Annotated in this window: 16 protein-coding genes; 8 read left to right on the top strand and 8 right to left on the bottom strand. The window is 72.2% G+C overall.

What is annotated here, in order from left to right; genetic code table 11:
- Positions 1 to 83 precede the first annotated feature (83 nt).
- Positions 84 to 1,682, top strand: a complete 1,599-nt coding sequence (locus tag OG965_RS30640) for an alpha/beta hydrolase (protein WP_371655274.1) — start codon at positions 84 to 86, stop codon at positions 1,680 to 1,682.
- 74 nt (positions 1,683 to 1,756) lie between these two features.
- Here OG965_RS30640 and hemQ read toward each other — a convergent pair whose 3' ends face one another.
- Both hemQ and hemG read right to left on the bottom strand, forming a co-directional pair.
- Positions 1,757 to 2,470: a hydrogen peroxide-dependent heme synthase gene (gene hemQ / locus OG965_RS30635; protein ID WP_371655273.1), complete on the bottom strand. Its 714-nt coding sequence runs from the start codon at positions 2,468 to 2,470 to the stop codon at positions 1,757 to 1,759.
- 4 nt (positions 2,471 to 2,474) lie between these two features.
- On the bottom strand, positions 2,475 to 3,914 hold the full coding sequence (gene hemG / locus OG965_RS30630) for a protoporphyrinogen oxidase (protein ID WP_371655272.1): 1,440 nt from the start codon (positions 3,912 to 3,914) through the stop codon (positions 2,475 to 2,477).
- 122 nt (positions 3,915 to 4,036) lie between these two features.
- On the opposite strand from hemG, the gene OG965_RS30625 reads away from it, so the two are divergent.
- The gene (locus OG965_RS30625; protein ID WP_371655271.1) at positions 4,037 to 5,416 is read left to right on the top strand and encodes an FAD-dependent oxidoreductase; all 1,380 of its coding nucleotides are present in this window, start codon (positions 4,037 to 4,039) and stop codon (positions 5,414 to 5,416) included.
- A 12-nt stretch (positions 5,417 to 5,428) separates the two neighbouring features.
- On the opposite strand, the gene hemE is transcribed toward OG965_RS30625, so the two are convergent.
- Positions 5,429 to 6,493: a uroporphyrinogen decarboxylase gene (hemE, locus tag OG965_RS30620; protein ID WP_371655270.1), complete on the bottom strand. Its 1,065-nt coding sequence runs from the start codon at positions 6,491 to 6,493 to the stop codon at positions 5,429 to 5,431.
- Positions 6,494 to 6,584: 91 nt separating this feature from the next.
- Here hemE and OG965_RS30615 point away from each other — a divergent pair, with 91 nt between their 5' ends.
- The 5 genes from OG965_RS30615 to OG965_RS30595 all read left to right on the top strand — a co-directional run bounded on the left by OG965_RS30615 (position 6,585) and on the right by OG965_RS30595 (position 13,166).
- On the top strand, positions 6,585 to 7,229 hold the full coding sequence (locus tag OG965_RS30615) for a DUF3000 domain-containing protein (protein ID WP_371655269.1): 645 nt from the start codon (positions 6,585 to 6,587) through the stop codon (positions 7,227 to 7,229).
- 309 nt (positions 7,230 to 7,538) lie between these two features.
- Positions 7,539 to 8,201, top strand: a complete 663-nt coding sequence (locus tag OG965_RS30610) for a LuxR C-terminal-related transcriptional regulator (protein WP_371655268.1) — start codon at positions 7,539 to 7,541, stop codon at positions 8,199 to 8,201.
- 113 nt (positions 8,202 to 8,314) lie between these two features.
- Complete coding sequence (locus OG965_RS30605) at positions 8,315 to 9,598, top strand: HRDC domain-containing protein (protein ID WP_371655267.1); 1,284 nt, start codon at positions 8,315 to 8,317, stop codon at positions 9,596 to 9,598.
- A 206-nt stretch (positions 9,599 to 9,804) separates the two neighbouring features.
- Positions 9,805 to 11,031 carry an acetyl-CoA C-acyltransferase gene (locus tag OG965_RS30600; RefSeq protein ID WP_371655266.1) on the top strand — a complete coding sequence of 409 codons (1,227 nt, stop codon included), beginning with the start codon at positions 9,805 to 9,807 and terminating at the stop codon, positions 11,029 to 11,031.
- Complete coding sequence (locus tag OG965_RS30595) at positions 11,028 to 13,166, top strand: 3-hydroxyacyl-CoA dehydrogenase NAD-binding domain-containing protein (RefSeq protein WP_371655265.1); 2,139 nt, start codon at positions 11,028 to 11,030, stop codon at positions 13,164 to 13,166. The genes OG965_RS30600 and OG965_RS30595 overlap by 4 nt, the downstream gene beginning before the upstream one ends.
- Positions 13,167 to 13,251: 85 nt before the next feature.
- Here the strand turns inward: OG965_RS30595 and OG965_RS30590 are convergent, their stop codons facing one another.
- On the bottom strand, positions 13,252 to 14,415 hold the full coding sequence (locus OG965_RS30590; protein ID WP_371655264.1) for a hypothetical protein: 1,164 nt from the start codon (positions 14,413 to 14,415) through the stop codon (positions 13,252 to 13,254).
- 160 nt (positions 14,416 to 14,575) lie between these two features.
- On the opposite strand from OG965_RS30590, the gene OG965_RS30585 reads away from it, so the two are divergent.
- The gene (locus OG965_RS30585) at positions 14,576 to 14,983 is read left to right on the top strand and encodes an NTP pyrophosphohydrolase (RefSeq protein WP_371655263.1); all 408 of its coding nucleotides are present in this window, start codon (positions 14,576 to 14,578) and stop codon (positions 14,981 to 14,983) included.
- On the opposite strand, the gene OG965_RS30580 is transcribed toward OG965_RS30585, so the two are convergent.
- The 4 genes from OG965_RS30580 to OG965_RS30565 all read right to left on the bottom strand — a co-directional run bounded on the left by OG965_RS30580 (position 14,947) and on the right by OG965_RS30565 (position 21,618).
- The gene (locus tag OG965_RS30580; RefSeq protein WP_371655262.1) at positions 14,947 to 16,476 is read right to left on the bottom strand and encodes an ArnT family glycosyltransferase; all 1,530 of its coding nucleotides are present in this window, start codon (positions 16,474 to 16,476) and stop codon (positions 14,947 to 14,949) included. The genes OG965_RS30585 and OG965_RS30580 overlap by 37 nt on opposite strands.
- Before the next feature lie 83 nt (positions 16,477 to 16,559).
- Positions 16,560 to 18,035 carry an amino acid permease gene (locus OG965_RS30575; RefSeq protein WP_371655261.1) on the bottom strand — a complete coding sequence of 492 codons (1,476 nt, stop codon included), beginning with the start codon at positions 18,033 to 18,035 and terminating at the stop codon, positions 16,560 to 16,562.
- Between the two features lie 164 nt (positions 18,036 to 18,199).
- The gene (dxs, locus tag OG965_RS30570) at positions 18,200 to 20,113 is read right to left on the bottom strand and encodes a 1-deoxy-D-xylulose-5-phosphate synthase (RefSeq protein ID WP_371657107.1); all 1,914 of its coding nucleotides are present in this window, start codon (positions 20,111 to 20,113) and stop codon (positions 18,200 to 18,202) included.
- A 224-nt stretch (positions 20,114 to 20,337) separates the two neighbouring features.
- Complete coding sequence (locus OG965_RS30565) at positions 20,338 to 21,618, bottom strand: sugar ABC transporter permease (RefSeq protein ID WP_371657106.1); 1,281 nt, start codon at positions 21,616 to 21,618, stop codon at positions 20,338 to 20,340.
- Between the last annotated feature and the right edge of the window lie 35 nt (positions 21,619 to 21,653).

Raw genomic sequence — 21,653 nt, 5'->3', positions numbered from 1 at the left:
CATCCCTTTTGTACCGGACCTCCTGTGCCGGACCTTCTGTACCGGACTCCTTAGTGCCGGATGGACCCGCAAAGGGATGTGCGATGAGAGCAGCAGCGCTGTACGGAACGCTCGGTTCCCTGGTTCTTTCCACCCTGGCCGCCGCACCGGCCGGCGGTGTGGACCCGCTCACCGCCGAGGCGCGCGGCACCGTGGTCGCCGCCCAGCGCGCGGCGGCCGCCGGGATCGCCTTCGGCCGCTGTCCCAAGGCGGAGATGCTCCCCGACATCATCCGGTGCGGCACGATCCGGGTCCCGCTCGACTACGCCAAGCCGAGGGGCCGTCAGATCGCCCTCACCGTCAGCCGGGTGCGGGCCACCGGCAAGGCGGCCGCACGCCAGGGCTCCCTGGTCTACAACCCCGGCGGCCCGGGCGCCTCCAGCATGTACTTCCCGATGGTCGCGAACCTCCCCGAGTGGAAGCGGATCGCGGGGGCGTACGACCTGGTCGGCTACGCCCCTCGCGGGGTGGGCCGCTCCGCGCCGCTGTCCTGCCAGGACCCGAAGGACTTCACCAAGGCGCCCACCCAGTCCCCGACCGACCCCTCGCCCTCGTACAAGCTGGAGCGGATCGCGCAGGCCAAGGCGTACGCGGCGGGCTGCGCGCGGAACGCGGGCGCGGCGCTGCGGCACTACACGAGCCTCAACAACGCGCGCGACCTCGATGTGCTGCGGGCCGCGCTCGGTGAGCGGAAGCTGACGTTCGTCGGCGCCTCGTACGGCACGTACTTCGGCGCCGTGTACGCCACGCTCTTCCCCTCCCATGTGCGCCGGATGGTCTTCGACTCGGCGGTCGACCCCGACCCGAGGCAGATCTGGTACCGCAACAACCTCGACCAGTCGCTGGCGTTCGAGAGCCGCTGGGAGGACTTCCGCGCCTGGGTCGCCCGGCACGACGGCGTCTACCACCTGGGCACCACGGCCGAGCAGGTCCTGGAGAACTTCGAGAAGGTGCGCGCCCGGCTGGCCGAGGAGCCGGCGGGCGGCACGGTCGGCCCCGCGCAGCTCCAGGGCGCGTTCCTCAAGGCCGGGTACTACGACGACTACTGGGCGATGCGGGCGACCGCGCTCTCCGCGTACCTCAAGGGCGACCCCAAGCCGCTGATCGCGCAGGCGGCGCCGCGCCCGGAGGCGGCGTGGGACGACGAGAACGGGAACGCGGTGTACACGGCGGTCGAGTGCAACGACGCGCCCTGGCCGACGGACTGGGCCACCTGGGACCGCGACAACAGCAAGCTCGCGGAGATCGCGCCGTTCGAGACGTGGGACAACGCGTGGATGAACCTGCCGTGCGCCTACTGGCCCGCGCCCCGGCAGAGGCCGCTGGACGTGGGGACGCGCCGGGGAGCGCTGCCGCCGACGCTGATCCTGGCGGCCGAGCGGGACGCCGCTACTCCGTACCCGGGGGCGCTGGAGCTGCAGCGCAGACTGCCGGGGTCGGTCCTGGTGACCGAGAAGGACGCCGGTACGCACGGCATCGGCGGCGGTCCCAACAAATGCGTCAACGGCTATCTGCTGGACTACCTGCTGAACGGACGGACGCCGGTGCGGCGCGCTGCGTGCGCGCCGCACCCGGAGCCGAACCCGGTGTCGCTGGACGAGCGGTCGGCGCCCAGGGCTGGGCAGCGGCCGTCCGCTCTCTGATCTTCCGGGTCAGGGGTGAATCCGGGCCCGCCTCGGCGGGCCCGGTCACCGGGCATACGCGGTGGGGGCGGCCGTCAGGCCAGGCCCGCCACCAGATCCGCGACCGACTTGCGGCGGCCCGTGTAGAACGGGACCTCTTCGCGGACGTGCATCCGGGCCTCGGAGGCACGCAGATGACGCATGAGGTCGACGATGCGGTAGAGCTCGTCGGCCTCGAAGGCGAGCAGCCACTCGTAGTCGCCGAGCGAGAAGGAGGCGACCGTGTTGGCGCGCACGTCCGGGTAGCCGCGGGCCATCTTGCCGTGGTCGGCGAGCATCCGGCGGCGGTCCTCGTCGGGCAGCAGGTACCAGTCGTAACTGCGCACGAAGGGGTACACCGACACGTAGTCGCGCGGGGTCTCGTCGGCGAGGAAGGCCGGGATGTGCGACTTGTTGAACTCGGCGGGGCGGTGCAGCGCCATGTTCGACCAGACCGGCTCCAGGGCGCGGCCCAGCTTGGTGCGGCGGAAGAGGTTGTACGCGCTCTGGAGCTCGTCGGCCGTCTCCGCGTGCCACCAGATCATGAGGTCGGCGTCGGCCCGCAGCCCGGACAGGTCGTAGGTGCCGCGGACGGTGATGTCCTTGGCGGCGAGCTGGTCGAACAGCTCCTGGACCTCGTCCGCGAACCCGGCGCGGTCCTCGGGCAGCACGTCGCGCAGCTTGAAGACGGACCACAGCGTGTAGCGGATGACCTCGTTGAGGTCCTTCGCCTTCTTCCCTGCGTTCGGGATCTTTTCCGGTGCACTCATGAGGCTATTGTCCCGCGTCACGCTGAGTGTTCTGCGCCAGGGTCGACGTGGCGATGATCTCGTCCGCGGCGAGCCGGGCGCCGGCGATGCACGCGGGGATGCCCACTCCGTCGTACGCGGCCCCGCAGACCCGCAGCGCGGGCAGCTTCGCGACGGCGGCGCGGACGCGGGCCACGCGCGCGAGGTGGCCCACCGGGTACTGCGGCAGGCCCCTGATCCAGCGCGTCACCTCGGTCCCGACCGGCTTGGCGGCGAGGCCCACCGCCTCCCCGAGGTCACGCAGCGACATGTCCACCAGGTCGGCGTCGTCGCGGTCCAGGTGCTCCTCCTCGCCGTAGCGCCCGATCGAGGTGCGGAGCACGAAGAGGTCCGGGGCCCGGTCGGTGACCCACTGCCACTTGTACGAGGAGAAGGTGGACGCCTTGATCGTGCGGCCGTCCAGGGACGGGACGAGGAAGCCCGAGCGGCGCTCAAGACGCTCCAGGTCGGCGCGCCGGAAGGCCATGGTGACCAGGGCCATCGAGGCGTACTCCACGGTGGCCAACTCGGCCGCCGCGGCCGGGGACTCGGCGGCGAGCAGCGCGGACGCGGACCAGGCGGGCGACGCCAGGATCACGCCGTCCGCCTCGATCACGGGCGCCTCCTGGGAGTCCGTACGGACCAGCCAGCCGGTGGCCGTGCGGGTCAGGGCGAGGACCGGCGCCTCCGTACGGATGGAGCCGCCCTTGGCCCGCACCGCGTCCGCGACCGCGACCGGCAGGGTGCCCATGCCGCCGTCGAGGCCCATGAAGACCGGGCCGCCGTTCTGCGGCCGGGCGGCGGCCTTCTCCTGGATCCGGGCGACGCCGTCGAGCAGCGAGGTGTTCTCGCGCGCGGCGGCGAAGAGCTGGGGCACGGCGGCGCGCATCGAGATCCGGTAGGCGTCGCCCGCGTACACCCCGCCCAGGAGCGGTTCGACGAGCCGGTCGACGACCTCACGGCCGACGCGGCTCGCCACGAACTCCCCGACGCCGATGTCGTCCCCGACCTCGGTCGGTGGCAGTTCGCGGTCCTGGGCGATGCGCGCCAGGCCCTCGGCGGAGACGATTCCGGTGAGCGAGGCGGGGTCGGCCGGGACGCCCATCAGATGTCCCTTGGGCATCGGCCGCAGCGCGCCCCGCGTCCAGATCGCCGCCGTCGCCGCGGGCGGCCGCAACTGGTCGCCGAGGCCCACCTCGCGCGCGAGGCCGATGCCCTCGGGCCGGCGCGCCAGCATCGACTCGGCGCCGAGGTCCACGCGCGCGCCCTCGATCTCGCCCGCGTACAGCTTGCCGCCGAGGCGGTCGGTGGCCTCCAGGACGGTCACCCGCGCGCCCGACTCCAGCAGGCGGTGCGCGGCCGCCAGTCCGGCGATGCCGCCTCCGACGACGACGATGTGCGGTGCGCTGACGGCCGAGTTGTCCATGCGTCCACTCTCTCAGACGCCACCGACAGCCCTGCGCCGAGTGCCGCGCCCCGGGAATTCCCGGGCGCTCCCGCACGTATCTTCCGAAGGAAGAGCGGGACGGACCGAGCTAGGGGTGCGCAATGGCGGCGGAGCGACTGGTGGTCATCGGGGGCGACGCGGCGGGGATGTCCGCCGCGTCGCAGGCCCGCAGGATGAAGGGCCCGGACGCCCTGGAGATCGTGGTGTTCGAGCGCGGCCACTTCACCTCGTACTCCGCCTGCGGCATTCCCTACTGGGTGGGCGGCGACGTGCCGGAGCGGGACGAGCTGATCGCCCGTACGCCCGAGGAGCACCGCAAGCGTGGCATCGATCTGCGGATGCGCACGGAGGCCGTGGAGATCGACACGGCCGGGCGGCGGGTACGGGCCCGCGATCTGGAGTCGGGCGAGGAGTCCTGGACGGCGTACGACAAGCTCGTCGTCGCCACCGGCGCCCGCCCGGTGCGGCCGCGGCTGCCGGGCATCGACGCGCCGGGCGTCCACGGGGTGCAGACCCTCGACGACGGACAGGCGCTGCTGGACACGCTGAACGCGACCGGGGGGCGCCGCGCGGTGATCGTGGGCGCGGGCTACATCGGCGTGGAGATGGCGGAGGCGCTGCTGCACCGCGACTACGAGGTGACGGTGGTGACCCGGGGCGAGGAGCCGATGTCCACGCTCGACCCGGACATGGGCCGGCTGGTCCACAAGGCGATGGACGGGATGGGCATCACCACGGTCACCGGCGCCGAGGTCACCGAGATCCTCACCAATGAGGACGGCAGGGTGCGGGCGGTGGCCACGCGGGACGCCGAGTACCCGGCGGACGTCGTGGTCCTCGGCGTCGGCGTCGAGCCGCGCACCGAGCTGGCCCGGGCGGCGGGGCTGCCGCTGGGCGAGCACGGCGGGCTGCTCACGGACCTCGCGATGCGGGTCCGCGGCCACGACGACATCTGGGCGGGCGGCGACTGCGTGGAGGTCCTCGACCTGGTGTCGGGCCGCGAGCGGCACATCGCGCTGGGCACGCACGCCAACAAGCACGGCCAGATCATCGGCTCCGGCGTGGGCGGCGGTTACGGGACGTTCCCGGGCGTCGTCGGTACGGCGGTGAGCAAGGTCTGCGACCTGGAGATCGCCCGCACGGGGCTGCGCGAGCGCGAGGCGCGCGAGGCGGGGCTGCAGTTCGTGACCGCGACCATCGAGTCCACGAACAGCGCGGGGTACTACCCCGGGGCTGCCCTGATGACGGTGAAGATGCTCGCCGAGCGGCGTACGGGACGGCTGCTCGGCGTCCAGATCGTCGGCCGCGAGGGCGCCGCCAAGCGCGTCGACATCGCGGCCGTCGCGCTGACGGCGGGCATGACCGTGGAGCAGGTGGTCACGCTGGACCTGGGGTACGCCCCGCCGTTCTCGCCGGTCTGGGACCCGGTCCTGGTCGCCGCCCGCAAGGCCGTGTCGGCCGTACGGGCGGCAGGCGCCTGACGCGGGGTCGGATCAGCGCCGGGTCTGCGTGTGGACGTAGTCCACCAGGCGGGTCAGCGCGTCCGGGTCCATGGTGGGCAGGACGCCGTGGCCCAGGTTGAAGACGTGGCCCTCCAGGCCCGCCGCCGCGTCCAGGACCTCGCGGGTCTTCGCCTCGACCGCCTCGGTCGTCGAGAAGAGGACCGCGGGGTCCAGGTTGCCCTGGAGCGCCTTGCCGGGGCCGACGCGGCGGGCGGCCTCGTCGAGCGGAACGCGCCAGTCGACGCCGACGACGTCCGCCCCGGCCTCGCCCATCAGGCCGAGGAGTTCGCCGGTGCCGACGCCGAAGTGGATGCGCGGCACGCCGTACTTCTCGACCTCGCGGAACACCTTCGTGGAGGCGGGCATCACCGAGCGGCGGTAGTCGGCGGGGGCCAGCGCGCCCACCCAGGAGTCGAAGAGCTGGACGGCGGAGGCGCCCGCCTCGATCTGGACCTTCAGGAAGGCGCCGGTGATCTCGGCGAGGCGGTCGAGCAGGTCGGCCCACAGCTGCGGGTCGCCGTACATGAGCGCCTTGGTGTGCTCGTGGTTGCGGGACGGCCCGCCCTCCACGAGGTAGCTCGCCAGGGTGAAAGGCGCGCCGGCGAAGCCGATGAGCGGGGTCTCGCCCAGCTCGGCGGTCAGCATGCCGATGGCCTCGGTGACGTAGTGGACGTCCTCGGGGGTGAGGTCGCGCAGCCGCGCCAGGTCCGCCCTCGTACGGATCGGATCGGCGACGACCGGGCCGACGCCCGGCTTGATGTCGAGGTCGATGCCGATGGCCTTGAGCGGGACCACGATGTCGCTGAAGTAGATCGCCGCGTCCACGTTGTGGCGGCGCACCGGCTGGAGCGTGATCTCGGTGACCAGCTCGGGCCGCATGCACGACTCCAGCATGGGGATGCCCTCGCGCACCTTCAGGTACTCCGGCAGTGAGCGCCCCGCCTGCCGCATGAACCAGACCGGCGTGTGCGGCACCGGCTCGCGGCGGCACGCCTTGAGGAAGGCGGAGTCGTACGTCTGTGTCGGCGGGCCCCAGGGGCGTGCGTTGGCGTTCACGCCCAGAATCTTCGCACGTACCGCGAAGCGGTCGGCGGGGCCCGGGTGTCCCTACCGGCGCGGGGCGCCCGTTCCGCCTAGTCTTCCCCGCATGGCTGCCGCTCAGGGACGAACTTCGGATGGCGCCGGCGGCACGGACAGTGCGGACGGCAGGACCGTTCCGCTCGCCTTCCGCCAGGCGGTCGACGGGCTGCGGGGCGCGCGGCTGCGCCCCGAGATCGAGGTCGACCCGACCAGGCCGCCACAGCGTCTGGCGCCGCACGCGTACGCGCTGGAGGCCGCGGTCGTCGAGAACGACCAGGACCTCGCGGACGGCCGGCTGGTGCTGCTGCACGACCCGGCCGGGCACGACGCCTGGCAGGGAACGTTCCGCCTCGTCACGCTCGTACGGGCGGAGCTGGAGCCGGAGATGGCGGCGGACCCGCTGCTGCCCGAGGTCTGCTGGTCCTGGCTGACGGGTGCGCTGGAGGCGCGCGGGCTCTCGTACGGAGAGGCGAGCGGCACGGTGACGCGGGCCGGCTCGTACTACTTCGGCGGCCTCGCCCAGCGGCTGCCCGCCACCCAGATCGAGATCCGGGCGTCCTGGACGCCGCGCGAGGGCCACGGCGGGGTGCCGGACACGGCCGCGCACCTGGCGGCCTGGTGCGATCTGCTCTGCCAGGTCGCGGGGCTGCCGCCGGCGCCTACCGCTGACGCGGGCGTGGTGAGTCTGCCTCAGCGGCGGGATCCTCGCTGAGCGCTGCGCGCTGCGCTTCGCTGGAGGCGTCGTCATTCGTCTGCGGGCCGTCGTGGGCTGGTCGCGCAGTTCCCCGCGCCCCTAGGCAGCACGGATGCGGCCCCGTACGTAAGTCGGCCCCCCTATCGACCGGCCGCACCCCGCTCGACCACCTGTCCTAATTGCCCTAAATGTTTCTCACCAAATCGTGATCATTCCCTAAAGCCGGACGGGCACCCTGCCGAAGAGGTCTGTGACCCTATCTGCACGGTTCGCCCCGGCTTCATCCCCGAGCCGGCTCCGTCCCGCACCTTCCCCCCAGGAGGCCTGGTGTCCGTTCTCCTTGAGCAGCCCGCAAGCCTGGTCGCCTACCGCCCGAACAAGCCGACGGCCATGGTCGTCGTCGCCGACCCCCGAGTCCGCTCCACGGTCACGCGCCATCTGTGGGCCCTCGGAGTACGGGACGTCATCGAGGCGTCGTCCATCGCGGAGGCACGTCCCCGCGTCAGCAACCCGCGCGACATCTGCGTTGCCGACGTCCATCTGCCCGACGGTTCCGGGCTCACCCTGCTGTCCGAGACCCGCGCGGCGGGCTGGCCCAACGGCCTGGCCCTGTCCGCCGCCGACGACATCGGCGCCGTGCGCAACGCCCTCGCGGGCGGCGTGAAGGGCTATGTCGTCACCGGTACGCGTACGAACATCGGCCACCCCACCCGCCCCGGCGCCGCCCCCATCGGCGCCGCGGCAGCCCGTATGCACCGCCGCCCCCCGGGTTCCCCGAGCCACCCGGGCGGCTACCGCGAGCTCTCCGGGCGCGAGGTCGAGGTGCTGCGGCTGGTCGCCGAGGGCCAGTCCAACAAGGCGATCGGCGTGTCCATGGGGCTCTCCGCACTGACCGTGAAGAGCCACCTCGCCCGGATCGCGCGCAAGCTCGGCACGGGCGACCGGGCCGGCATGGTGGCCGTCGCACTGCGTACCGGAATCATCCACTGACCCAGGGGTCCCGGGGGGCATGCTCCCCCCACAAGGCGCCGTGCGCCCCTCGCGCGCCCGTCGACGGAACGTTCCGTCGACGGGCGCGGCATATACACAAGTACCCTTGACAGGTGACCGACGCCCAAAAGACCGCAGCAGAGACAGCACTGCGAACCACCGGGGGCGCCCCCCCGGACGACGACGTCCCGGTCGATGGGCAGCCGACTCCCCTGTTGGAGCCGCGTGACGGCATTCCGCCCGTCGTAGCCACCGACGAGGAGCTCGCCGAAGTCGTCGCCGCGTTCGCGGCCGGCACCGGCCCCGTGGCCGTGGACGCCGAGCGCGCCTCCGGCTACCGGTACGGCCAGCGTGCCTACCTCGTCCAGCTCCGCCGCGAGGGCGCGGGCAGCGCGCTCATCGACCCGGTGGGCTGCCCCGACCTCTCCGCGCTCGGCGACGCCCTCGCCGACACCGAGTGGATCCTGCACGCCGCCACCCAGGACCTGCCGTGCCTGCGCGAAATAGGCATGGTCCCGTCCCGGCTCTTCGACACGGAGCTCGCCGGGCGCCTCGCGGGCTTCCCGCGCGTGGGCCTGGGCGCGATGGTCGAGAGCGTCCTCGGGTTCGCCCTGGAGAAGGGCCATTCCGCGGTGGACTGGTCGACCCGGCCGCTGCCCGAGCCCTGGCTGCGGTACGCGGCGCTCGACGTGGAGCTCCTCGTCGACCTGCGCGACGCGCTGGAGAAGGAGCTCGACCGGCAGGGCAAGCTCGACTGGGCCCGCCAGGAGTTCGACGCGATCGCCGCGGCGCCGCCCGCGCCGCCGCGCAAGGAGCCCTGGCGGCGCACCTCCGGGATGCACAAGGTCCGCCGGCGCCGCCAGATGGCCGCCGTGCGCGAGCTGTGGACGGCCCGGGACAAGGTCGCCCAGCGCCGTGACGTCTCGCCGGGCAAGGTGCTCAGCGACTCCGCGATCATCGAGGCGTCGCTCGCGATGCCGCTGGACGTGCAGGCCCTGATGGCCCTGCCCGGCTACGGGCACCGGATGGGGCGGCGCCAGCTGGAGCAGTGGCAGGCCGCCGTCGACCGGGCGCGGGCCCTGCCGGACTCCGGCCTCCCGCAGCCCGGGCAGGCGGTCGCGGGCCCGCCGCCGCCGCGCTCGTGGGTGGACAAGGACCCGGCCGCCGCGGCACGGCTCTCGGCGGCGCGGGCGGCGGTCTCGGAGCTGGCCGAGCAGCTGAACATGCCGCAGGAGAACCTGATCACTCCGGACACGGTCCGCCGGGTGTGCTGGGAGCCGCCGGGCGACCGCTCCGAGGCGGCGGTGGCCCAGGCGCTCACGGCGTACGGCGCGCGGCGCTGGCAGGTCGAGCAGGTGACACCGCTGCTCGCGGCGGCGCTGGCCGCCAACGCCTGAGCCGGACGGCACTCACGTACCCCCTGACGACCACGGTCATCAGGGGGTACGGCCATGATGGGCCCCTGCGGAGTGTGACCTTCGCCGCTCCTGCCGAGGGGACTGGGCAGTTTGGTTACCCGCAAGTAGCATGACGGGGTGAGCGCGCGCTCAGGCGAGTGCGCCACGCGCAGCAGTGCCACCCCGCACCCTGGAGGAGAGCCATCGTGCCTCGTACCGTCAGGGACGTCGTCTTCGTCGACGGCGTCCGCACCCCGTTCGGCAAGGCGGGCCCGAAGGGCATCTACCACGAGACCCGGGCCGACGATCTCGTCGTCAAGGCGATCCGGGAGCTGCTGCGCCGCAACCCGGCCCTCGACCCCACGAAGATCGACGAGGTCGCCATCGCCGCGACCACGCAGATCGGTGACCAGGGTCTGACCCTGGGCCGCACGGCCGGCATCCTCGCGGGTCTGCCGCAGTCCGTGCCGGGCTACTCCATCGACCGTATGTGCGCCGGCGCGCTGACCGCCGTCACCTCGGTCGCCGGCTCGATCGCCTTCGGCGCGTACGACGCCGTGATCGCCGGTGGCGTCGAGCACATGGGCCGCCACCCCATGGGCGAGGGCGTCGACCCGAACCCGCGCTTCGTCAGCGAGAAGCTGGTCGACGAGTCCGCCCTGTTCATGGGCATGACCGCGGAGAACCTGCACGACCGCTACCCGCACATCACCAAGCGCCGCGCCGACGAGTACGCCGTGCGCTCGCAGGAGAAGGCGGCCAAGGCGTACGCGAACGGGAAGATCCAGCAGGACCTCGTCCCGATCTCGGTGCGCAACACCAACGCCGAGGTGGGCGAGACCGGCTGGGGCCTGGTCACCGCCGACGAGCCGATGCGCCCGGGCACCACGCTGGAGAGCCTGGCGGGCCTGAAGACGCCGTTCCGCGTCCACGGCAACGTCACCGCGGGCAACGCGGCCGGCCTCAACGACGGCGCCACCGCGTCGATCATCGCGTCCGAGGAGTTCGCGCGCGAGAACGGCCTGCCGGTCAAGATGCGCCTGGTCTCGTACGCCTTCGCGGGCGTCGAGCCCGAGGTGATGGGCTACGGCCCGATCCCGGCGACCGAGAAGGCGCTGGCCAAGGCCGGTCTCTCGATCGAGGACATCAACCTCTTCGAGGTCAACGAGGCCTTCGCCGTCCAGGTCCTCGCGTTCCTGGACCACTACGGCATCGCCGACGACGACGCCCGCGTCAACCAGTACGGCGGCGCCATCGCGTACGGCCACCCGCTCGCGTCCTCCGGCGTACGCCTGATGACCCAGCTGGCGCGGCAGTTCGAGGAGCAGCCGGAGGTCCGCTACGGCCTCACCACCATGTGCGTCGGCTTCGGCATGGGCGCCACGGTCATCTGGGAGAACCCGCACCACAAGGACGCCGGAGGCAGCAAGTGAGCACCACCGCTGAGCTTTTGAAGGGTGCGGCCGAGCTGTTCCCGGACGAGGTCGTCACCTCGGCGCACGTGCGCCACCTCGACCTGCCGTTCGGCGCGGGCAAGTTCGCGCTGATCACGCTGGACAACGGCTTCGACCACACCAAGCCGACCACCTTCGGCCCCGGCTCGCTGGCGAACCTGAACGCCGCCATCGACCAGGTCGAGAAGGAGGCGGCCGAGGGCGCCATCGTCGGCGCCGGTGTCACCGGCAAGCCGTTCATCTTCGCGGTCGGCGCCGACCTCAAGGGCGTCGAGATCCTCAAGCAGCACGAGGACGCGCTGGCCATCGGCAAGAGCGGCCACGAGGTCTTCAAGCGCCTCGCCGCGCTGGCCGTGCCGACCTTCGCGTACTACAACGGCGCGGCCATGGGCGGCGGTGTCGAGGTCGGTCTGCACTGCACCTACCGCACCGTCTCCAAGGCCATCCCGGCCTTCTCGCTGCCCGAGGTCTTCCTCGGTCTGGTTCCGGGCTGGGGCGGCTGCGCCCTGCTCCCGAACCTGATCGGCGCGGAGCGCGCGGTCTCGGTCATCATCGAGAACTCGCTGAACCAGAACCGCCAGCTCAAGGGCAAGCAGGTCTTCGAACTCGGCATCGCGGACGCGATCTTCGAGGGCGCGGACTTCCTGGAGCAGTCGCTGGTCTGGACCGCGAACGTCCTCAAGGGCGACGTCACGGTCGAGCGCCCGGAGATCGACCGCGGCGAGGGCTGGGACCAGGCCGTCGCCAAGGGCCGGTTCATCGCCGACTCCAAGGTGCACGGCGCGGCCCCGGCCGCCTACCGCGCGCTCGACATCATCGCGGCGGCCAAGGACGGCGACCTCCAAGCCGGCTTCGACGCCGAGGACAAGGCGCTCGCCGACCTGATCATGGGCGGCGAACTCCGCAGCGGCATCTACGCGTTCAACCTGGTGCAGAAGCGCGCCAAGCGTCCGGCCGGTGCGCCCGACAAGTCGCTGGCGCGCCCGGTCACCAAGGTCGGCGTGGTGGGCGCGGGCCTGATGGCCTCGCAGCTCGCGCTGCTGTTCCTGCGCCGCCTTGAGGTGCCGGTCGTCCTGACCGACATCGACCAGGAGCGCGTCGACAAGGGTGTGGGCTACGTCCACGCCGAGATCGACAAGCTGCTCGCCAAGTCCCGTATCAACCAGGACAAGGCCAACCGCCTCAAGGGCCTGGTCTCCGGTGTCCTGGACAAGGCCGAGGGCTTCTCCGACGCGGACTTCATCATCGAGGCGGTCTTCGAGGAGATCGGCGTCAAGCAGCAGGTGTTCGCGGAGGTCGAGGCGGTCGCCCCGGCGCACGCGATCCTCGCCACCAACACCTCCTCGCTGTCGGTCTCCGAGATGGCGTCCAAGCTGAAGCACCCCGAGCGGGTCGTCGGCTTCCACTTCTTCAACCCGGTCGCGATCCTCCCGCTCCTGGAGATCGTGCGCGGCGAGCAGACCGACGACGCCTCGCTGGCCACGGCCTTCGGTGTGGCGCGCAAGCTGAAGAAGACCGCGGTCCTGGTGAAGGACGCCCCGGCGTTCGTCGTCAACCGCATCCTGACCCGCTTCATGGGCGAGATCCAGAACGTCATCGACGAGGGCACCCCGGTCGAGGTCGCCGAGAAGGCGGTCGAGCCGCTGGGTCTGCCGATGTCGCCGCTGGTGCTCCTGGAGCTGGTCGGCCCGGCCATCGGTCTGCACGTCTCCGAGACGCTGAACCGTTCCTTCCCGGAGCGCTTCACGGTCTCCGAGAACCTGGCCGCGGTAGTCAAGGCCGGCAAGCGCGGCTTCTATGTGTACTCCGCCGAGAACAACTTCAAGCCGGAGCTGGACCCCGAGGTCGCCGCGCTCCTCAAGCAGGGCGATGTCGTCCTGACCGAGGAGCAGACCCGTGACCGCGTCCTGGACGCGGTGGCGCAGGAGATCGGTCTGATGCTGGAGGAGGGTGTCGTGGCTGAGGCCCAGGACATCGACCTCTGCCTCATCACCGGCGCCGGCTGGCCCTTCCACCTGGGCGGCATCACGCCGTACCTGGACCGTGAGGGTGTCTCGGAGCGCGTGAACGGGAAGAAGTTCCTGGCGCAGGGCGTGGCGAGCGTCCCGGCGTAACGCCCCTTGAGCAGCACGCAGGAGGCCCCCCGCAGTCGCGGGGGGCCTCCTGGCGTTTCGGGTCGTACCGAGGGCGGACGACCCGTCAGACGACCGTCCAGGGCTCCAGGGCAAGGCCCGGCTCGGTGGTCTTCTGGCGGGTGATCCGCAGCCGTCCGTCGGTGCCGAAGGCGGCGAGGACGACCCGCCCGGCGGCATCGGTGGCCAGCGCCGGTACGCCCGCGCAGACCTCGCCCGTGGAGGCCCACACCGCGCCGGCCGACTCGGCCTCCGTCGGGTAGGCGGCGAGCGCCGGGCGGCCGTCGGGGCCGCGCTGGGCCATCAGGGTGCAGTCGTGGCCGTCCACCGGCGTCCGCAGCACGGCGACCGGGCCGCTCGCGGCGCCGCCGAGCGGCACGGCCGGGTCGTCGGCGCGGAAGGCGTGCACGTCACCGCCCTCGGACTCGCGCCAGAAGAAGGTGATCCGGCCCTCCCCGGTGTGCTGGGCGCTCACCGAGCCGTCCGCCACCTGGAGCTTGAGGTCGGGCACCTGCTCGTACTCGCTGCCGGTCGTGCTCCTCGCCCAGCGCATCACGCCGCGCTTGGCCGGGGCCAGCACCTCGACGCGGCCGTCGTCGTCCGCTCCCGCGCAGATCGTGCCGTACGAGCCGGAGCCCTTGAGGTCCTTCCAGTTGCCCCACTTGCCGGAGGACAGCTGGCCACGGGCGCAGACGCCGCCCCCGGCGTTGCGGACGAAGACGTTCAGGTTGTCGGCGGAGTCGACGACGGCGGCCGGGTGGCCGATCTGCGCGGCCTTCTCCTGGTCGCGGTAGGGGGTGCCCATCGGGTACCAGTCCTTCACCGGGCGGCCCGACTGGTACTGGATGGCGTGGACGACGTCCGTCCTGGGCTCACCGGCGGGGGTCGTGGTGCGGCGCAGGGCGAGCAGATGCACATAGCCGTCGCCGCCCTGGGCGACCGACAGCCGCGGGTCGAGCCCGGTCGCCGGGGCGACCAGCTCGGGGCCGGTCCACTCGGGGCCGCCGGGGTGCGTCTCGGTCCAGCGGAGCACACCGCCCGCGCACGGCGCGTACGCGGTCAGCCGCCCGTCCGTGCCGCGCAGCAGCCAGCCGGTGACCGCCGGGGAGCCGTCGGGCAGGGCGGGAGCGGGGACGAGGCCGGGCACGGCGGTGGCGGCGGGTGCGGCGGTGGGGGTCTCGTGCTCCCGGCCCGCCTGCCCCTTCGATGTACGCGCAGGCTTCGACGCCATGGCTCACCGACCACCTTTCCCTACCAGATCCGCGATGAGCGGCAAGATGCGACACACCATGAGACTCCAGCGACAATAACACTCGCTCCCGGGCCCGGATTTCGCGGGATTTCCCCTGCCCGACGTGCGATTTTCCCGTGTCCCGTGGCACCGTGGCGGGATGGGGACGACCTCGCTGGTGATCGTGGACGCGGCCAATGTGGTGGGCTCGGTGCCGGACGGCTGGTGGCGCGACCGGCGCGGCGCCGCGGAGCGCCTGCGCGACCGCCTGACGGGCTACGCCCAGACCGGTCTGCCGGGCTGTCCGGGCCCCGTCGACCTGGTCCTGGTGGTCGAGGGCGCGGCCCGCGGGGTGGAGCCGGTGGCGGGGGTACGGGTCGACTCGGCGCCCGGCAGCGGCGACGACCGGATCGTGGAGCTGGCCGCCGGGCGCGCCCGGGACCGCCCCTGTCTGGTGGTGACGGCCGACCGCGAGCTGCGCCGCCGGGTGGAGGCGCACGGGGCGCGGTGCGTGGGGCCGCGGGCGGTGCGTCATCCCGCCGGGGACGCGGCGGACACGGACGGCTGAGTCCGTACGTACAGGACGGCCCCGTCGACCGTCCCGGCCAGCGGCTCGTAGCGGGCCGCGAGCAGTCGGCGCAGGCTCGGGAGGCGTTCGGGGGCGTACGGCTCGCCCCGGGAGTCGTCGACGATCAGTGCGGGCGGCCGCGCGGTCAGCTCCGCGCGGAAGACCGGCCAGGAGCCCTCCACGCCGTACTTCTCGCCCACCTGGGGGCCGTCGCGGCCGCCGCTGTAGTTGGTGAGGAGTCCGGCGGTCAGATAGCGGGTGGCGGGGGCGCGCCCGGAGAGCCAGTACGTCTCGGGGTGTATGCCCCACACCAGGACCGGGTCGTCCGGCGCCGAGCGCGCCCGTACGGCGGCCGCCAGACGCTCGGCGTGGGCCAGTTCGGGGCGCGGGGCGAGCAGGCCCCAGGCGAGGAAGAGCGCGCAGGCGCAGGCCGACGCGAGCAGCGCGCCGGGCAGCCGGTGCGGCGGCAGGATCTGCAGCGCGGCCGCCGCGAGCAGCACCAGCGGCGGGACGAGCTGGAGGTAGTAGTGGCCGAAGAAGTGGAAGCCGGCGAGGACGGCCCCGGCCGAGGAGGCGAGCCACAGCCACACGTCCGCGGCGCCGGTCCTGGCGATCCGCAGCACCCGCACCACCGGCGGGAGGAGCCCGGCGCAGGCGAACGCGAGGAGCGCGGTGTTGATCAACCCCCGGGCCAGGACGTGGAGTTCGGAGCCGGTGAAGGAGGCGTAGGCGCCGGAGCCGGTGACCGTCCAGAACAGGAACCGGGCCGGGCCGGTGAGCAGCGCGCCGAGCAGCACCGGGCCGCAGAGTCCGGCGCCGGTGCGCAGCAGGGCGGCGCGGCGCGGCGGGGCCGTGCGCCACATCAGCCAGAGCACCGGGACGAGCGCCGCGCCGCCGGTCTGCTTGGTGAGGAAGGCCCCGGCGACGGCGAGCCCGGCGCGGGCCCACTGGCGCCGGTCGGCGCAGCGCACGGCGGCGACCGTGAACGGCAGCATGAACACCTCGAACGTGGCCGCCTGGGTGTCCTCGGGGTTGAGGCCGACGGAGACGAGCAGGTGCAGCACGCCCGCGACCCGGCCCGCCCGGTCGCCCCAGCGGCGGCGCGCGGTGGAGGCGAGCAGCACCGCGGTGAGCAGCTGCGCCCCGACCGCCGCGACCCGCAGCGGGCCGAGCGAGGTGTCGCCGAACACCGCGAAGGCGGCCTCGTACAGCCAGGGCAGCAGCGGCGGCTTGCGGTCGACGACCGTGTCGTACAGCACTCCCCCGGCGGCGAGTTGGCGGGCCTGGACGGCGAGATAGCCCTCGTCGGGGTTCCACAGGGGATGCCGGAAGGAGGGCAGCCGGGTCAGTACGGCCAGGGCGGCGAGCGCGGGCAGCAGCCGCGTCCAGTATCCGGCGCCGCGCCCCGCCGCCGGCTCCGCACGCGGCCGCGGCACCCGTGACGTGCGTACGGAGTGTGACGGGGCGAGGGAGTCGGTGGACGTACGGTGCACGGGGTGCACGCTATCCGGCCCCGCAGTTCCCTCCGAAGCGGGACATACGGGGCCGCGCGATCAACTCGGGGAACCAGCGAGCGTCACTCTACGTTGATGCGGCTGTGGGACCGCCCGTACAGGAAGTAGACGACGAAGCCGATCGCCATCCAGATCCCGAACCGCAGCCAGGTCTCGGCGGGCAGATTGAGCATCAGCCACAGCGAGGCGGCCACCGACAGGATCGGCACCCAGGGCACCAGCGGGGTGCGGAAGGCGCGGTGCAGATCGGGCCGGGTGCGCCGCAGGATGACCACGCTCACCGCGACGATGACGAACGCGAAGAGGGTGCCGATGTTCACCAGCTCGGCGAGTTCGCTGAGGCTGGTGAAGCCCGCGAGGATCGCGATGAGCCCGCCGAGCAGGATGGTCGGGCGGTGCGGGGTGCGGTAGCGGGGGTGGACGCGCGAGAAGAAGCGGGGCAGCAGCCCGTCCCGGCTCATCGCGAAGAACACCCGGGTCTGGCCGAGCAGCAGGATCATGCAGACCGTGGTGAGGCCGACGGCCGCGCCGAAGCTGATGACGCCCGCGTAGAAGGGGTGCCCGGTGGCCTTGAAGGCGTCGGCGAGCGGGGCGTCGATGGAGAGCTGGGTGTAGTGCTGCATGCCGGTGACGACGATCGCGACGGCGACGTACAGGGCGGTGCAGATGAAGAGCGAGCCGAGGATGCCGCGCGGCATGTCCCGCTGCGGGTTCTTGGTCTCCTCGGCGGCCGTCGCCACGATGTCGAAGCCGATGAAGGCGAAGAAGACGACGGAGGCGGCGGTGAAGATGCCCATCACACCGAAGTTGGTGGGCGCGTACCCCGACATCAGCTCGATCAGCGGCGCCTTGAGGCTGCTCCCCGCGGGCTGCGGCTGCGCCTTCGGGATGAACGGCTTGTAGTTCTCGGACTTGATGAAGAAGGCGCCCGCGATGATCACGATCAGTACGACGGTGACCTTGATGGCCACGACGACCGAGGTGACGCGTGCGGAGAGCTTCATCCCGAAGACCAGGATGGCGGTCAGCACCAGGACGAGGGCGGCGGCGAGGATGTCGAAGCCGAAGCCGTCGGCGCCCTCGCGCCCGGACAGCGCATCCGGCAGGTGCCAGCCCGCGTTGTCCATCAGCGAGCGTACGTAGCCCGACCAGCCGACGGCCACCACCGCGGTGCCGAGGGCGAATTCGAGCACCAGGTCCCAGCCGATGGTCCAGGCGGGGAGCTCGCCGAGCGAGGCGTACGAGAACGTGTAGGCGGACCCGGCCACCGGGACCGTGGAGGCGAACTCCGCGTAGCAGAGCGCCGCCAGCGCGCAGACGACGCCGGCCGCCACGAACGCGAGGGAGACCGCCGGGCCCGCGTTCTCCTTGGCGACCTTGCCCGTGAGGACGAAGATGCCGGTGCCGATGATGACACCGACGCCGAAGACCGTCAGATCGAGGACGGACAGCGATTTCTTGAGTGCGTGTTCCGGCTCCTCTGTGTCCGCGATGGACTTCTCGATTGATTTGGTCCGAAAGAGACCGGTACCAGCCACCTTGTGCACCTCCGCTAGCTCATGTCCCCGCCATGATCGGGACGAGTGGCGGTACGGGTACCGGGCGGCGGCGGTAATTCACGCGGATGGGCCGGTCCAACCACCCGTACAGGGCGATCGGACCGGCCCATTGACCGGTCGCCGGCTGTTCACCGGCGCCTTCGTCAGTCGCGCGCGGGCTCCACGGCGCTCTCGCTCTCCAGGCCGCCGAGCTTGGCGACCAGGCCGGTGACCTGGCGCGCGATGTCCGGCGCGGTCAGCCCGATCTCGGCCATGACCTCCTTGCGGGAGGCGTGGTCGAGGAAGCGCGGCGGAATGCCGAAGTCGCGCAGCGGTACGTCGACGCCCGCGTCGCGCAGCGCCTGCGCGACGGCCGAACCGACACCGCCGACGCGGCTGTTGTCCTCGACGGTGACGACGACCCGGTGGGTCTCGGCGAGCGGCGCCAGCGCCTCGTCGACCGGCTTGACCCAGCGCGGGTCGACGACGGTGGTCGAGATGCCCTGGGCGTCCAGCAGGTCGGCGATCTCCAGGCACATCGGGGCGAGCGCGCCGACCGAGACGAGGAGCACGTCGGGGCTCTCGGCCTCGGGGCGGCGCAGCACGTCCATGCCGCCGATCCGGCCGACCGCCTGGACCGCCGGGCCGACCGCGCCCTTGGAGAAGCGCACGACGGTAGGGGCGTCATCCACCTCGACGGCCTCGCGGAGCTGGGCGCGCACCTGGTCGGCGTCGCGCGGGGCCGCGATCCGCAGGTCGGGGACTACCTGGAGGATCGACATGTCCCACATGCCGTTGTGCGAGGCGCCGTCGGTGCCGGTGACCCCGGCCCGGTCCAGGACGAACGTCACCCCGCACTTGTGCAGGGCGACGTCCATCAGGACCTGGTCGAAGGCGCGGTTGAGGAAGGTGGCGTAGACGGCGAAGACGGGGTGCAGCCCACCGGTGGCCAGGCCCGCCGCGGAGACCGCGGCGTGCTGCTCGGCGATGCCCACGTCGTAGACCCGCTCCGGGAAGGCCTTGGCGAACTTGTCGAGCCCGACCGGCTGGAGCATGGCCGCGGTGATCGCGACGATGTCCTCGCGCTCCTTGCCGAGCCTGACCATCTCCTCGCCGAAGACCGAGGTCCAGTCGAGGCCGGAGGTCGAGACCGGCAGCCCGGTGTCGGGGTGGATCTTGCCGACGGCGTGGAAGCGGTCGGCCTCGTCCGCCAGGGCGGGCTGGTAGCCGCGGCCCTTCTCGGTGAGGCAGTGGACGATGACCGGGCCGCCGAAGCGCTTGGCGCGCGTCAGGGCGGACTCCAGGGCCTCGATGTCGTGGCCGTCGATCGGGCCGACGTACTTCAGCCCCAGGTCCTCGAACATGCCCTGCGGGGCGATGAAGTCCTTGAGGCCCTTCTTGGCGCCGTGCAGCGTCTCGTACAGCGGCTTGCCGACGACCGGGGTGCGCTCCAGGAGGTCCTTGCCCTTGGCCAGGAAGCGCTCGTAGCCGTCGGTGGTGCGCAGGGTGGCCAGGTGGTTGGCGAGGCCGCCGATGGTCGGCGCGTAGGAGCGCTCGTTGTCGTTGACCACGATGACCAGCGGGCGGTCCTTGGCGGCGGCGATGTTGTTCAGCGCCTCCCAGGCCATACCGCCGGTGAGCGCGCCGTCGCCGATGACCGCGACGACGTGGTCGTCCTTCTTCAGGACCTCGTTGGCCTTGGCCAGGCCGTCGGCCCAGCCCAGCACGGTGGAGGCGTGGCTGTTCTCGATGAAGTCGTGCTCGGACTCGGCGCGGGCCGGGTAGCCGGAGAGCCCGCCCTTCATCTTCAGCTTGGAGAAGTCCTGGCGGCCGGTGAGGAGCTTGTGCACATAGCTCTGGTGGCCGGTGTCCCACAGGACCTTGTCCTTGGGCGACTCGAAGACGCGGTGCAGCGCGATCGTGAGCTCCACGACGCCCAGGTTGGGGCCGAGGTGCCCGCCGGTCTTGGAGACCGCGTCCACGAGAAAGGTCCGGATCTCAGCGGCCAGCTGGTCCAGCTGCTCCGGGCTGAGCCGGTCGAGATCGCGCGGTCCCCTGATACGGGTAAGCAGCGGCACCCGTGCCTCCTTGCATCCGTGCTGGTCGAGCATGCCGATTCCGCCGAGTCTAATGTTCCGTTCGCGACGGCGGTCATCGGGCGGTGCGTTCCGCGTCACGCGAATGGCTGACATCCGCGCCCGCGCACAGACGTGCCCGGCGCCGCGAGGGCACCGGGCACGTCGGTGGTCCTACCGTGGGGCCCCCTTGCCCCACAAGGAACGCGAGGGGTGTGGGCCGCGGGTCAGGCGCGGCCGGCGGACTTCTGGGTCTTGCGGGTGACCGCGTCGATCACGACGGTCGCGAGCAGTACGCCACCCGTGATCATGTACTGGATCGGCGAGGCGATGCCCTGCAGGGCCAGGCCGTACTGGATCGAGGTGATCACCAGCACACCGAGCAGCGCGTTCCAGGTGCGGCCGCGGCCGCCGAAGAGGCTGGTGCCGCCGATGACGGCCGCCGCGATGGCGTTCATCAGGAGCTCGCCGCTGCCCGCGCCCTGGTTGGCCGCGGTGATCTTCGAGGCGAGGAAGAGACCGCCGATGGCCGCGAAGGTGCCGGAGATGGCGTAGATCGAGGTGCGGATCATCACCACGTTGATGCCGGCCCGGCGGGAGGCCTCGATGGAGCCGCCGAGCGCGAAGACCTTGCGGCCGTACGCGGTGCGCCGGAGCACGAAGTCGGTGAGCACCAGGACCGCCAGGAAGAGCACCACCGCGAGCGGGAGGCCCTTGTACTGGTTGTAGACGGCGGCGGCGCCGACGGCCGGGATCGCGAGCAGCACCGTGCGCAGCACGATCTCGCTGAGCGGCCGGGACGGCACCCCGGCCGCCTCGCGGCGCCGGCTGTCGAGGAACGAGGTGAGGAAGAACGCCACCACCGCGATCGCGGCCAGGCCGTAGGCGGCCGCCACATCGCTGAAGTAGTAGCTGGTCAGCTTCGCGACCAGGCCCTCGGGGTCCAGGTTGATCGTGCCGTTGCTGCCCAGGACCTGGAGCATGAAGCCGTTCCAGAACAGCAGACCGGCCAGGGTCACGGCGAACGCGGGGACGCCGATCTTGGCGAAGACGAAGCCGTGGATGGCGCCGGCGACCGTACCGGTGAGGACGGCCAGGACCAGGGCCAGCCACTCGGCCATGCCGTGCGTGACGTTGAGCACCGCGAAGCTGGCGCCCGCGACACCGCTGACCGAGCCGACCGACAGGTCGATCTCGCCGAGCAGCAGCACGAAGACGATGCCGGTGGCGATCATGCCCGTACCGACCATGGCGACGCTGATGTCGGAGAGGTTGCCGGCGGTCAGGAAGTTCGAGTTCAGGCTCTGGAAGATCGCCATGATGGCGATCAGGCCGACGACGACCGGCAGCGACCCGAGGTCGCCCGCCTTCATCTTGCGCTTGAACTCGGACAGGTAGCCCGCGAAGCCCTGCTCGCGCACGAGCAGGCGCGGGTCGACGGCGGTGACCGCCTCGCCCGCGGCCGGCGGCGCGTCGACGGGGGCCTCGTGCGGCTTGTCGAGGTGGATGGGCGCGGTCGGGTCGGCCGCCGCGGCCTTGTCCA

It is taken from the genome of Streptomyces sp. NBC_00224, from assembly GCF_041435195.1.
Taxonomy (GTDB): domain Bacteria; phylum Actinomycetota; class Actinomycetes; order Streptomycetales; family Streptomycetaceae; genus Streptomyces.
Note: the sequence above shows the minus strand (reverse complement) of the source record. Positions and strands in the feature narration are given on the sequence as shown.

Bases quoted from the DNA above. Each gene is read 5' to 3' on its own strand.
- OG965_RS30625 (WP_371655271.1), top strand. From the start codon at position 4,037: ATGGCGGCGGAGCGACTGGTGGTCATCGGGGGCGACGCGGCGGGGATG.
- OG965_RS30615 (WP_371655269.1), top strand. From the start codon at position 6,585: ATGGCTGCCGCTCAGGGACGAACTTCGGATGGCGCCGGCGGCACGGAC.
- OG965_RS30585 (WP_371655263.1), top strand. From the start codon at position 14,576: ATGGGGACGACCTCGCTGGTGATCGTGGACGCGGCCAATGTGGTGGGC.
- hemQ (WP_371655273.1), bottom strand. From the start codon at position 2,470: ATGAGTGCACCGGAAAAGATCCCGAACGCAGGGAAGAAGGCGAAGGAC.
- hemG (WP_371655272.1), bottom strand. From the start codon at position 3,914: ATGGACAACTCGGCCGTCAGCGCACCGCACATCGTCGTCGTCGGAGGC.
- OG965_RS30640 (WP_371655274.1), top strand. From the start codon at position 84: ATGAGAGCAGCAGCGCTGTACGGAACGCTCGGTTCCCTGGTTCTTTCC.
- OG965_RS30590 (WP_371655264.1), bottom strand. From the start codon at position 14,415: ATGGCGTCGAAGCCTGCGCGTACATCGAAGGGGCAGGCGGGCCGGGAG.